General features: G+C 73.3%; 11 protein-coding genes. 4 read left to right on the top strand and 7 right to left on the bottom strand.

From position 1 onward, the window contains the following. Positions 1-90 precede the first annotated feature (90 nt). Positions 91-501 carry a VOC family protein gene (locus ABT053_RS29445; RefSeq protein ID WP_350973249.1) on the top strand — a complete coding sequence of 137 codons (411 nt, stop codon included), beginning with the start codon at positions 91-93 and terminating at the stop codon, positions 499-501. A 470-nt stretch (positions 502-971) separates the two neighbouring features. Here the strand turns inward: ABT053_RS29445 and ABT053_RS29440 are convergent, their stop codons facing one another. From ABT053_RS29440 to ABT053_RS29430, 3 genes are all read right to left on the bottom strand, one after another. Continuing rightward, positions 972-1,268: a hypothetical protein gene (locus tag ABT053_RS29440; RefSeq protein WP_350973247.1), complete on the bottom strand. Its 297-nt coding sequence runs from the start codon at positions 1,266-1,268 to the stop codon at positions 972-974. A gap of 354 nt (positions 1,269-1,622) precedes the next feature. After that, the gene (locus ABT053_RS29435) at positions 1,623-1,805 is read right to left on the bottom strand and encodes a hypothetical protein (RefSeq protein WP_350973244.1); all 183 of its coding nucleotides are present in this window, start codon (positions 1,803-1,805) and stop codon (positions 1,623-1,625) included. A 5-nt stretch (positions 1,806-1,810) separates the two neighbouring features. Continuing rightward, a complete protein-coding gene (locus ABT053_RS29430) occupies positions 1,811-2,053 on the bottom strand; it encodes a hypothetical protein (protein ID WP_350973243.1) in 243 nt (80 codons plus the stop codon). A 455-nt stretch (positions 2,054-2,508) separates the two neighbouring features. On the opposite strand from ABT053_RS29430, the gene ABT053_RS29425 reads away from it, so the two are divergent. Next, complete coding sequence (locus ABT053_RS29425; protein ID WP_350973242.1) at positions 2,509-3,606, top strand: SEL1-like repeat protein; 1,098 nt, start codon at positions 2,509-2,511, stop codon at positions 3,604-3,606. On the opposite strand, the gene ABT053_RS29420 is transcribed toward ABT053_RS29425, so the two are convergent. Continuing rightward, entirely contained in the window at positions 3,536-4,225 is a 690-nt protein-coding gene (locus ABT053_RS29420; RefSeq protein WP_350973241.1) for a TetR/AcrR family transcriptional regulator, read from the bottom strand. The two genes, ABT053_RS29425 and ABT053_RS29420, sit on opposite strands and share 71 nt — an antisense overlap. Positions 4,226-4,308: 83 nt before the next feature. On the opposite strand from ABT053_RS29420, the gene ABT053_RS29415 reads away from it, so the two are divergent. Further along, positions 4,309-5,112, top strand: a complete 804-nt coding sequence (locus ABT053_RS29415) for an SDR family NAD(P)-dependent oxidoreductase (protein WP_350973239.1) — start codon at positions 4,309-4,311, stop codon at positions 5,110-5,112. 105 nt (positions 5,113-5,217) lie between these two features. Here ABT053_RS29415 and ABT053_RS29410 read toward each other — a convergent pair whose 3' ends face one another. Continuing rightward, a complete protein-coding gene (locus ABT053_RS29410; RefSeq protein ID WP_350973238.1) occupies positions 5,218-7,119 on the bottom strand; it encodes a DUF305 domain-containing protein in 1,902 nt (633 codons plus the stop codon). A 620-nt stretch (positions 7,120-7,739) separates the two neighbouring features. Beyond that, positions 7,740-8,636 (bottom strand): alpha/beta fold hydrolase, encoded by an 897-nt coding sequence (locus tag ABT053_RS29405; RefSeq protein ID WP_350973237.1) that lies wholly within the window; start codon positions 8,634-8,636, stop codon positions 7,740-7,742. A gap of 129 nt (positions 8,637-8,765) precedes the next feature. Between ABT053_RS29405 and ABT053_RS29400 the strand changes: the two genes are divergently transcribed. Next, the gene (locus tag ABT053_RS29400) at positions 8,766-10,811 is read left to right on the top strand and encodes an AfsR/SARP family transcriptional regulator (protein ID WP_502991882.1); all 2,046 of its coding nucleotides are present in this window, start codon (positions 8,766-8,768) and stop codon (positions 10,809-10,811) included. Positions 10,812-10,827: 16 nt separating this feature from the next. Here ABT053_RS29400 and ABT053_RS29395 read toward each other — a convergent pair whose 3' ends face one another. Beyond that, positions 10,828-11,691, bottom strand: coding sequence for a LysR family transcriptional regulator (locus tag ABT053_RS29395; protein ID WP_350973232.1), 864 nt, complete (start codon positions 11,689-11,691; stop codon positions 10,828-10,830). Positions 11,692-11,776 lie beyond the last annotated feature (85 nt).

The following is an 11,776-nucleotide window of genomic DNA, read 5'->3' as shown; positions in this document are numbered from 1 at the left end:
GCTGGACTTCCGGAAAACGAAATCCGTGAACCCTTCGATGTTTTCGTTTACCTCCTCCGGCAAGTATTCGCGGCGATGAGGGGAGAATCGATGTTACGAGGACTTACCACCGTCAGGTTTCACGCCGCCGACCTGGACGCGGCCAAGAAGTGGTACACCGAGGTGCTGGGTGTCGAGCCGTACTTCGACAAGCCCGGGTATGTCGAGTTCCGGTTCGGCGACTACCAGCACGAGCTGGGCCTGCTCGACAGCGGCTACGCCCAGCAGCTCGCCGACGACGTGGAGACCGGCCCGGCCGGCGTCGTCACGTACTGGCACGTCGACGACGTGCAGGAGTCTCTCGACCGGCTGCTGTCCCTGGGAGCCGAGGAGCACGAGCCGCCCCGCGAGTTCGGCCAGGGATTCGTCGGCGCCTCCGTGGTCGACCCCTTCGGGAACATCCTCGGCATCATGTACAACCGGCATTATCTGGATGTTCTCCACTCGATCGAGAAGGCCTGACGCGGAATCCGGCCGCGCGACGGTTTCCTGTCGAGGTGAAACCGGCGGCCGGAACGACACACGGCACCGGAGAAGCCGGACGCCGCGCTCGACGGCGTCAGCCGGTCGCGTGCCACGGTGACGGCGGGGCCGGCCGAGGCCGGGCCCAAAGCCGGGCTCGAAGTCGGTCCAGCGGGCGGTCGCCGTGGGCGGTGGGCGCGGGCGGTCGGCGCTTCATCGTGCTGCGGGACGACCACCACGGCCCCGGAGCCGGCACCCTGTAGCCGCCCATGTGGTGGCCGATCATCGTCGAGCTCCTTCCCGACGCCCGGGAAGGAGCTCGAAGCGCGTCCGAGAACGGCGACCGTTCGGTCCCGCCGCCGATCTCTCCGCGTCGCCGCGGGCGGCGAGTGATTACCGGCGTCGGCCGGGGACGCCGCGGGACGACACCCTGCCGCGACCGTCGTACTCCCGCCGGGCGGGCCGGGTGGTTACGGGATCAGGAGGAAGAACGGCTCGTCGGTGGCGGTGCCGTTGACCCCGGTCAGCACCGCGACGGTGGAGGCGTTGACGACCTTGGCGTAGATCTCGCTGTTCCAGTCGGCCGACTGGTTCAGCGTCGCCTGCGGGACCGATTCCAGCGCGTTGACGTGCGGCTCCAGGGTGACGGTGTAGCGGCCGGCGCCGGTGCGCTGCAGCGAGACGATGCCCTTGGCGCGGGCGAGGGAGCCGTCCTTGGCCGCCACGGCCGCGGCCTGGGCGTAGGGGGCGGTGAGCTTGTCGGTCATGCTGTTCGTCCAATCGTGGTCAGAGCGATCGCGGCCGGTGACGCGGGGGCGCCACCGGACCGCGGATACGGCTGACTGGTTCTTGAGGGCCGGGGGTGGGTTGGTTGATCAGCCCTTCAACCAGCCATTACTACGCAGCGTATCTTATCAGTAGCTCTGCGTAATCATGACTTGACGGTGACGCCATCCTTACCCGGCCCAGCTTGGCCCGGCCCGGCCCGTCGGCGTAGGTCTCCCGCGTCGAACGGAGGCTCGCCGGCGCGGGAGCCTGTCCGCACCGCACCACACCACACCTCTTCCGCGGACGTCGGCGCGGTTTGGGGCCGACCGCTCGGCCGTACCGCTCACTGCGGCTCACTGCCGGTCGTGGCGGTTGTCGAGCAGGTGGGTGAGCAGGCCCATGGTGGCGGCGCCGGCGGCGCCGCCGCTGAGCAGGGCGGTGGGCCAGGTGGCGCCGGTGGCCAGCGTGAGCGCGCAGGCGATGGTGGTCACCAGCGTGGTGGTGGTCAGAATGAGCAGCACGGGTACGGAAAACATCGAGGTCACTCCTGAGGGGGCGTCGCCGGGGATCCGGCGGTCTGGTCATCGGCCCAGAACGCGATGAGCTCGGTGACGGTGAGCTCGTCGCTGGGGCGGCGGGGCGGGACGCGGCCGGTGGTCAGCGACCACACGGTCACCAGCAAGGTCAGCAGCTGGTCGTCGTTGTGCACCCACGGCGGGGGTGGGGAGCCCGGCCGGGTGGCGGTGACACGGAGAAAGGCCGGGGAGGCCAGGGCGTGCGCCACGGCTTTCTCCTTCGTCGTCGGCATCGGATGGCGCGATCAACGATGGGGCGCCGCCCGGGTGGCCGCCACCGGTTCAAACATGTCCGGAAAAGACCGGACAAAAGGTCATTTTTTAATTACGAAAAAAATTCACGTTTCGCTTTTGACGAGCATTCGGCCCGGCTGGACGCGACGAGATTCCGACGTCCTTCGAGGTGATCCGGCACCATCCGATTCCATCCACTTTCGTCCGGAGCTATCCGGACTCGTCCGGACTCATCCGCACTTGGCCGGACTCGTCCGTTGCCAACGAGCCCCGTCCTGAAGTCGACCCAGTTGTGTTAGTACAGGTCAACCGCCAGTTAATTCCGGATGAAGCAGAATGTGTGATCTCCCTCAGATTGACCGTCGGTGGTGTCAATATGACTTCCACAACCACATATAGATCATGGATCACTTCATTTCGGCTAAGGGCGATGGCTGAACAACACCCCGTTGCGGCGCTACGCGTTTTCGTCGATCAGCTCAACGAGCTGCACGGCCTGGCCGGCTCCCCGACGCTGGCCCACCTGCGCACGCTGTCGCTGCGCGTCCCCGAGGACAACCTGAAGAGGGGGCTGGCGACGAGCACCACGCACGACATCCTGAGCGGGAAACGCAAGCGCGTACCGCCTTGGGCGTGGGTGGCGTGCTTCGTGGCCACCTGCGCGCTGGCCGCCCAGGAGACCGGCCTGAACGTCCAGGCCATGGGCGACGCGCAGGCCTGGCACCGGCGATGGCGGGCCGCCCGCGACGCACGCCCTCCCGACCCGCCGGCCGCGCTCCCCTCACCCGCGCCCCTCTCGCCCGCGCTCCCCTCACCCGTGCAGCGGCCCGCGGTCCGGCACACGCCACCCACCCCGCCCACCTCGCCCACGCCGCCCACGCCGCCGCCCACCCGGCCGCCGGACGACGGCGCGGCCTGCCCGCCGACCGGCAAGATCGAATTCCCGCCGCTGTCCCCGGCCCGCCAGCGGCTGCTGCAGATCTACGGCAGGACCGGCGCCCGCCTGCTGACCCGAAGCGAGACCGGCGACGGCCGGCGCTGCATGCACCTGGCCGTCATCGCCCTGCTGAGGGGCTATTCCAACGAGGCGCGGCCGGAGCTGCGCCAGGCCCGCGCCGCCGATCACCCCGACGTGTCGAGACTGCTCGACGACTCCGGCCGGCTGCGGGCCGATCACCGACGGGCCGCGGCCGACCTCGCCTACGCCTACGGCCGTGACTACGAGCGGGCCGGCCCGGCCAAGCTCAGCGTCGCGATGTTCCTCTACCGGCTGGCCGGCGACCACGGTCACGCCGCGGCCACCTACCGGCTCGCGACGATCCACCAGGACAAGGGAGAGGACTGGGCGGCCGCGAGCCTGTTCAGCCGGGCCGCGGGCTTCGGCCACCCCCGGGCTGCCGCGAAGTTCAACGGCGCCTCCCACCAGCTCACCCAGGCCCCGTGGAACGTCGCCGGGGTCATGCCTCCGGGCCTGATCGAAGACGAGCCCGCCGGGGAACCCCCCTCGCCGGCGGGGGGCCGGCCGTGAGCTCGGCCAGGCCCGCGCGGGCGAAGCCGAGTACGCGGTCGACGAGGGGAAGGAGTTCCTCGGTGGTGGTGTCGGGGTGGTGGGCCTCGTGGGTCATGTACAGCTCGCGCAGGCCGCCCACCACGGTGTAGGCGGTCAGGCGCGGGGCCAGCGCGTCGGGCGCCAGGCCCATGTCCTCCCCGATGGCGGCGGCGATCAGGCGTTCCAGCTCGTAGTAGCCCGCGCGGCCGCGGCCGCGCAGGTCCTCGTCCTCGGCTATCAGGGTGGCGCGTTTGACGCGCAGGGACCAGGTCTCGCCCGGCTTGCGGCCCTGGTCGGCGTCGCGTTCGTCGAGGGCGTGCATCGTGTCGCGCATCCACTCGCCGACGACGTCGAGGACGGGGCCGGGCCGGGTGTCGAGGCGGGCGGCCAGCGACCGCGGATCGAAGGGGTCGTCGGCGAACAGCAGGTCTTCCTTGCTAGGGAAGTGCAGCGTGACGGTCCGCGTCGCGACGTCCGCGTGTTCGGCGATCGCCGCGATGGTCGTGTTGCGGTAACCGTGCGAGGTGAACAGCTCCAGCGCCGAGGCACGGATCTGCTCGCGGGTCTGCCGCTTCTTCCTGTCTCGCCGACCTTCCATGCGGTAACGGTACCATCTACTCAATTAATACACTCCATGCTACTGTTGCCATCGAAGGTACCGATTGGGGAGAGGTGAGGACGTTGTCCAAGACGTGGTTCATTACCGGGACGTCGAAGGGGTTCGGCCGCGAGTGGGCGGAGGCCGCCCTGGAGCGGGGCGACCGGGTCGCCGCCACCGCACGCGACCTCGGCCCCCTGCGTCCCCTCGCCGAGCGGTACGGCGACGCCGTGCTGCCCCTGCGGCTCGACATCACCGACCGCGCGGACGTGTTCGCCGCCGTGCGGCGGGCGGCCGGGCACTTCGGCACGCTGGACGTGGTGGTCAACAACGCGGGCTACGGCCACTTCGGCATGGTCGAGGAGCTGACCGAGCCCGAGATCCGCGCCGAGATGGAGACCAACTTCTTCGGCACGCTGTGGGTGACGCAGGCGGTCCTGCCCGTGCTGCGCGCGCAGGGTCACGGCCGGATCATCCAGGTCACCAGCGAGGGCGGGGTCCGGGCCTTCCCCGGCATCGGCGGCTACCACGCGTCGAAGTGGGCGGTGGAAGGGCTGTCTGAGTCACTGCGCCAGGAGGTCGCGCACTTCGGCGTCGACGTCGTCTGCCTGGAGCCCGGCCCGTACGCGACCGACTTCGGTGGCGGCAGCGTGCGCGCCAGCGCCGAGCACCCCGACTACGCCGGGGTCCGCGCGGCCACCGAGATCGCGTGGGACCTCGGCGATCCCAAGGCGACGCGCGGGCCGATCCTGGAGCTGGCCGACACCGACGACCCGCCGGCCCGGGTCTTCTTCGGCGCGTCGTTCGAGCCCGTCGCGGCCGAGTACGAGGAACGGCTCGCCACGTGGCGCAAGTGGCAGCCGCTCGCGCTGGCCGCGTTCCGTTGATCCATCTGATCCATCTGATCCATCTGATCCATCGCGTCCGACGGCCCGCGCCGGTCGCCGGTGACAAGATCAGGCTGGCCAGGAGTTCCCGGCTCCGGCCGGCCGTCAGGGAGTCCGCTGGAGGAGGACCGGTTCGGTGGCGCCGCGCTTGGTCACCACCAGGAAGCGCCGCCGGTCCCGGTCCGCGTTCGCCGGGGTCAGCGGCTCCCGCAGCAGGCCGATCGCCTGCACGACCTGCGCGCCGGCGATGTTCGCCGTGAAGTCGGCGAGCGCCTCCCGGCTGCCGTACGGCGCGTTCCTCGTGTCCGTCAGCCAGAGCGTGTAGGTCTCGCCGGGTCTCAGGCCGGACACCGCCATCTCCAGCAGGTCGAGCGGGCCCAGCGAGTTCACCGAGACCGTGGCGTGTCCCTTGCGCCGGTCGCCGCCGGGCGCGATCAGGGCGATGTGCCCGTTGCGGCCGGCGACACCGAGCGGGACCAGGCCCGAGGTGCCGGGCCCGGACGGTACGGCCCGGGGAACGTAGACGAGCGCCTGCGGCTGCTGGCCGACGGGGATCGTCGCGATGACCCGGTTGGCGAGCGCGTCGATCGCCAGGACCGCGTCCTGGTTCTCCAGCCCGACGTAGACCCGGGTGCCGTCCCCCGACCCCCACACGCCGTGCGGCAGGTCCCCGGTGGGGATCGTGGCGACCGGCCGGGGGTTCGCGCCGTCGCGGCGGTAGACCTTGACGACGTTCTCCTCCCCGACCGTCACGTAGGCGAACGCGCCGTTGACGTTGTCCACCAGGGTCACGTGGTTGGTGATGGGCCCGGTGTCCAAGGTGGTGAGGACGCGAAACGGCGGGGTGCCGCTCATCACCTGCGTCGTGCCGGAGTCCTTGAGGGTGAACCACACCTCCCGGCCGTCGCGGCTCACCGACAGGTTCGGGGAGAAGGGGCTGGCCTGGGGAAGGCGGGCCACCACCCGGTAGGTGCGGGTGTCGACCACGTCCACCTCGGGGGTGAAGCTGGAGGGCACGTAGGCGTAGCGCCCGCCGGGGTGGAACAGCACCATGCCGGGCCCGTTGGCGGTCCGCACCCGGCGGATCTCCCGCATCCCGACCGGGTCGATCACCGAGACGTAGTCCTGGCCGCGTACGGTCGCCCAGACCTGCTTGCCGTCGGGGGTGAAGAACGCCTCGTGCGGCGAGCGCCCGATGTAGACGACGCCCTTGACCCGGTTGGTGGCCGTGTCGATGAGGGTGACCGAGTTGGAGGCGATGGAGACGACCGCGAGCGTGCGCAGGTCCCGGGAGAACCCCAGGCCGTGGACGAGCAGCTGACCCTTGTACAGCGGGTTGAGCGAGGCGGGCACCGGGTCGCCCAGGCGGATGACGCCCAGCAGCCGGTTGGTGGACGGGTCGATCACCGAGACGGTGTTGGAGGTCTGGTCGGCGGTGTAGACGCGGTCGCGGCCGGAGACCGCCACCGTGGGCCCCGTCGCCGCCCCTCCCGGGCCGGGTCCCCGCGCCCGGCCGGTCCCGGTCCCGGACGGCGTCGCGGTGGCGGACGGCGTCGCGGTCCCGGACGGTGTCGTGGTGGCGGGCGCCGGTGTCGCCGGAGCGGGCGTGGGCGTGGGCGCCGTCCCCAGGTGACGGCGCATGACGTCGATCTCCTGCCGCTGGATGACGACGATCTCCTGGGCCAGCCGCCGCAGGACGGGGTCGCGCCCGTGGAGCAGCACGGCCCTGGCCATGTCGACGGCGCCCAGATGGTGCGGGATCATCATGGCCGCGAAGTCCCGGTCCGGGTCGCCGGTCACGGGCGCGGCCGCCATGTCCCGGTGCATCCGCCGCATGCTCTCCGACACCTCCGCGCCGAACGCCGACCCGCTCATCTGCGGTACGGCGCCGTGGTGCGGGCGCCCCTGACCCGCGCAGGCGGCGGCCAGGACGCAGAACGCCGCCGCGCCGAGCACGCCCAGCCGCCGCGGGCCTCCCCCGCCCCGGCGCGCGCCGATGTCCCTCATCCGCATCCCCGTCCGCCATGACCGCGACCCGGGGAGATACGCGGGGCCGGTGTCCGTCCGCCGGAACGGCCCCATTCGCTGGACGTCACATTCCCCGGCGACCGGCCCCGCAACCGCGCCCCGACCTCCGGCGATCGCCCCCGCCGGGCGCGGGCGGGGTCCCGGGCGGGCGGGCGTCGATGACGAGGGTACGGAGGCGCATAAGGAATCTCTCCTCAGGTCGGCCTTGCGTGGACGCGTCGACGGCATCCGCAGTTTCGCCGCGAAACGGATAAAAGATCGTTAAGCCCTTGCTAGGAACGGCCCGCCTCTTCCGGCGATCGGGGGTCTCCCGCTCGGGACGAGCACCGCCCGGGACGAGCACCGGCCGGAGGGCGGGCGGGCCGCGGGGGTTGGTTCGGGCGGGCGTCGCGACCCGCGCCGGGCGCCTCACCGGCCGCCCCTCCCCCGGCGGCCACCCCGCCAGACCAGGCGGTCGGTCACGCCGCTGGGTCAGGCGGTGAGTGACCCAGCCAGGCCAGACGGTGAGTCACGCCGCCAGGCAGGCGGTGAGTCACCCTTCCAGGCCAGGCGGTGGGTCACGCCGCCGGGTCAGGAAGTGGGTCACGCCGGGTGACGCGTCACCGCGCTCCGGCCGTACGGCGCGAGAGCAGGTCCCGGAGGGCCCCGGCGACCTCGGCGGGGGCCTCTTCCGCCATGAAGTGGCCGAAGGTGACGGGGATGTGCCGCAGGTCGGGCGCCCAGGCGCCCCACAGTGCCGCCGCGTCGAAGCCGAGGGCGGCGCCCCAGTCCTGCTGGAGCACGGTGACCGGCATCCGCAGCCGGTTGCCCGCGTCCCGGTCGGCCCGGTCGTGGGCGACGTCGACACCGGCGGAGGCGCGGTAGTCGGCCACGATCGAGGGCACCGCCGCGCGGGAGGCGTCCAGGTAGGCGGCGCGGACATCGGCGGGGATCGCCCGCGGGTCCTTGGTCCAGATGTCCAGGAAATATCCGAAGAAGGCGTCGGAACTGGCGGCGATCATCTGCTCGGGCAGGCCGGGAGGCTGGGCCATCAAATACAGATGGAAGCCGACGGCGGCGGTGACACCGTGCATCACCTCCCACATGTCCAGCGTGGGCAGCACGTCGAGGCTCGCCAGGTGGGTGATCGTCCCGGGGTGGTCCAGGCCGGCGCGGATGGCGACCAGGGCGCCCCGGTCGTGCCCGGCCAGCGCGAAGCGCTCATGCCCCAGCGCGCGGGCCAGGGCGACGACGTCGGCGGCCATGGTGCGCTTGGCGTAGGTGGTGCCGTCGGTCTCGGCCGGTTTGTCGCTGGCGCCGTAGCCGCGCAGGTCGGGGCAGATCACGGTGTGGTCGGCCGCCAGGTCGGCGGCGACGTGCCGCCACATCAGGTGGGTCTGGGGGAAGCCGTGCAGCAGCACGATCGGGCTGCCCGTCCCCGCGACGGCCGCGTTCAGGGACACGCCGTCGGCGACGGGGACGCGCCGGTAGTCGAATCCGGGGATGACAGGCGCCATGGTCGCGCTCTTTTCTCTGAGTGGTTCTCCAGGTGGCCGGACACCTTCAGCCTGCCGGGCGCGAATGAGCATCCGGTCAGCGCGCTACCGTGGCCAGGGGGGATGTCCAGGGAAGGGACGGGCCGAGGGGTGCGGGTCGTGTTCGGGGTGCTGGGGCCGGTGACGGCCTGGGACGCCGCCGGAGGCGCGATCGCCCTCAGGGGGCCGAGGCACCGCGAGGTGCTGGCCCGGCTGATCGTCGCCCGCCGCCGCGTCGTCCCGATCACCGCCCTGGTCGGGGACCTGTGGGACGACCCGCCTCCCGGCGCGGTGGGCGCGGTGCGCACCTTCGTGGCCGCGCTGCGCCGCGCGCTGGAGCCCGGACGCCCGCCCAGGACCCCGGCCCGGCTGCTGGTCACCGAGGGGCCGGGGTACGCCCTGCGCGCGGAGCCGGGCGCGGTGGACGCCTGGCGCTTCGAACGGGCGGTGTCGGCCGCCGCGACGCTGCCGCCCCAGGACGGGCTCGCGGGGCTGGACGAGGCGCTGGGGTGGTGGCGCGGGCCCGCCTACGCCGAGTTCGCCGGCCAGGACTGGGCCCGGACCGAGCGCGCCCGCCTGGCCGAGCTGCGGCTGCAGGCCGTCGAGCGCCGGGCCGGGATCCGGCTCGCCCTCGGCCTGGCCGCCGAGGCGGTGCCCGACCTGGACGCGCACGTGACCGAGCACCCCTGGCGCGAGGACGCCTGGCGGCTGCTCGCGCTCGCGCTGTACCGCACCGGCCGCCAGGGCGACGCGCTCGCCGTGCTGCGCCGGGCACGGACGACGCTGGTCGAGCAGCTGGGGGTGGACCCGGGCCCGCCCCTGCGCCGCCTGGAGACCGACATCCTCCGGCACGCCGACCACCTCGACCTCGCGCCCGGTCCCGGCGGGGCCGCGGCCCGGGTGTGGGCGCAGACCGCCGCCGTCTACGACCGCACCGTGACCTCCGGCCCCCGGGCCCGGCTGGAGTCGACGGTGGGCCTGCTGCGCAGCCTCGCGGTGACCGGGGGCGCCGGGCTGGAGGCGGCCCGCAAGCACCGCCTGGCGGCCGTCGACGCCGCCGAGGAGCTGGGCGACGTGGAGCTGACCGCCCGGGTGATCGGCGCCTACGACGTCCCGGCGATCTGGACCCGTTCCGACGACCCCGTACAGGCGGCGCGGGTCGTGGCGGCGGCCGAACGCACCCTGGCCGGCATCCCGCCCGGGGAGCACGAGGCGGCGCGGGCCGGCCTGCTGGCCACGATCGCCGTGGAGTCGCGCGGCACCCGCTCGGCGCGCGGGCCCCGGGCCGCCCGCGAGGCCGAGGAGATCGCCCGCCGCCTGGACGATCCCGCGCTGCTGGCGTTCGCCCTCAACGGGGTGTTCATGCAGACCTTCCACCGTACGGGCCTGGCCCCGCGCCGGGACGAGGTCGGCGCCGAGCTGGTCGCCCTGTCCACCCGGCACGGCCTGGTGGCCTTCCAGATCCTCGGGCATCTCATCCGCGTCCAGGCTCGTGCCGCGCTCGCCGACTTCGCCGGGGCCGACCGGCACGCGGCGGCCGCGGACCGGCTCGCCGAGCGCCACGAGCGGCCGCTGGCGGGCGTGTTCACCCGGTGGTACCGGGCCCTGCGGCTCGCCGAGGCCGGGCGGGCACCCGCGGCCGAGGCCGAGGCGGCCTACCGCGACGCCGCCGCGCGGCTGGACGGCGCGGGCATGCCCGGCCTGGAGCACGGCCTGCTGCCGCTCGCGCTGCTGTGCCTGCGCCTGCGGCACGGGCCGCCCTCCCCCTCCCCCTCCCCCTCCGGCGAAGGCGACGGCGAAGGTGACGGTGACGGCGAGCACGTCGACTGGGGTCCCTACGAGCCGTGGGCCCGTCCCCTGGTGCTGCTGGCCCGGGATCGCCCCGCCGAGGCCGCCGAGGCGTTGCGCGCCGCCCCCGCCCCGCCCCGCGACCTGATGTCCGAGGCCCTGTGGTGCCTCCTCGCGCGGGCCGCGATCGCCGTCGGCGACAGGGAGCTGATGGAACGCGCGTACGGCGAGCTCGCTCCCGCGGCGGCGGAGCTGGCCGGGGCGGGCAGCGGCCTGCTCACCCTGGGGCCGGTCTCCCGGCACCTCGAAGACCTCGCCGCCGCCCTCGCCCGCCACGACACCCCGAGCCGCCCCCGCCGGACGCGGTGAGGCCAGAGGGAGAGGGTCACAGCCGGGCGGCCGTGCGGATCAGCCCGGCGAGGGCGAGGGAACGGCTGTGCGCGGGCCAGGCGATGTGGGTGACGACGGGGGGCGCGTCGGCCAGGGGGACGGCGGCGTGCTCGGCCCACAGCCAGGCGCGGGCGGAGTCGGGCACGACGCCCACGGTGCGTCCGAGGGCGATCAGCTGGGCCAGCTGTGTCAGGTCGCGGATCTCGGGTCCCGGGCCGGGCGGGTAGGTGCCGTGGCGGGGCCAGCGGGCGAGCGGAAGACCGGGGATGTCGCCGACCTCGGCCAGGGACAACGTCCCGCGCGCCGCGAGGGGGTGCCTGGCGGGCAGGACGGCGATCTGCCCCTCGGTCATCAGCTCCTCGCTGTCGAACCCGGCCAGGGAGTTGAACGGCGCGTGCATGAGCGCCACGTCGGCGCGGCCGTCGCGCAGCAGCTCCTCCTGCTCGCAGATGCCGCACGGCAGCACCTCGATCTCGGCGGCGCCGGGCTCGGCCGCGTGGGCGTCGAGGAGTTTCCGCAGCAGCTCGTGGGAGCCTGCGGCCTTCACCGCCAGCACCAGGCGGCCGCGGGAACCACCCTGGCCGTCGGCGCCACCGGCGCGGCGGGTGCGGCGGGCGGCGGCGGTGGCCGCGTCGAGGGCCGCGCGGCCCTCGTGCAGCAGCACCTCTCCGGCGCCGGTCAGGGAGACGCCTCGGCGGTTACGTTCCAGCAGGCGGACGCCGAGGCGCCGTTCGAGCTGCTGGATCGCCCGCGACAGCGGTGGCTGGGCCATGCCGAGGCGCTCGGCGGCGCGGCCGAAGTGCAGCTCCTCGGCGACGGCCGTGAAGTATCTCAGCTCGCGGGTCTCCAGGGTGTCCACGACCACAGCGTACGCGGTGATACCCGCCGGGTATGACAGGGCATCGCATCGGTGTTGGATGCGCCGCCCGTCCGCGGGCGAACAT

Source organism: Streptosporangium sp. NPDC002524, assembly GCF_040295985.1.
Classification (GTDB): domain Bacteria; phylum Actinomycetota; class Actinomycetes; order Streptosporangiales; family Streptosporangiaceae; genus Streptosporangium.
Note: the sequence above shows the minus strand (reverse complement) of the source record. Positions and strands in the feature narration are given on the sequence as shown.

Bases quoted from the DNA above. Each gene is read 5' to 3' on its own strand.
- ABT053_RS29435 (WP_350973244.1), bottom strand. From the start codon at position 1,805: ATGTTTTCCGTACCCGTGCTGCTCATTCTGACCACCACCACGCTGGTG.
- ABT053_RS29410 (WP_350973238.1), bottom strand. From the start codon at position 7,119: ATGAGGGACATCGGCGCGCGCCGGGGCGGGGGAGGCCCGCGGCGGCTG.
- ABT053_RS29445 (WP_350973249.1), top strand. From the start codon at position 91: ATGTTACGAGGACTTACCACCGTCAGGTTTCACGCCGCCGACCTGGAC.
- ABT053_RS29405 (WP_350973237.1), bottom strand. From the start codon at position 8,636: ATGGCGCCTGTCATCCCCGGATTCGACTACCGGCGCGTCCCCGTCGCC.
- ABT053_RS29420 (WP_350973241.1), bottom strand. From the start codon at position 4,225: ATGGAAGGTCGGCGAGACAGGAAGAAGCGGCAGACCCGCGAGCAGATC.
- ABT053_RS29425 (WP_350973242.1), top strand. From the start codon at position 2,509: ATGGCTGAACAACACCCCGTTGCGGCGCTACGCGTTTTCGTCGATCAG.
- ABT053_RS29440 (WP_350973247.1), bottom strand. From the start codon at position 1,268: ATGACCGACAAGCTCACCGCCCCCTACGCCCAGGCCGCGGCCGTGGCG.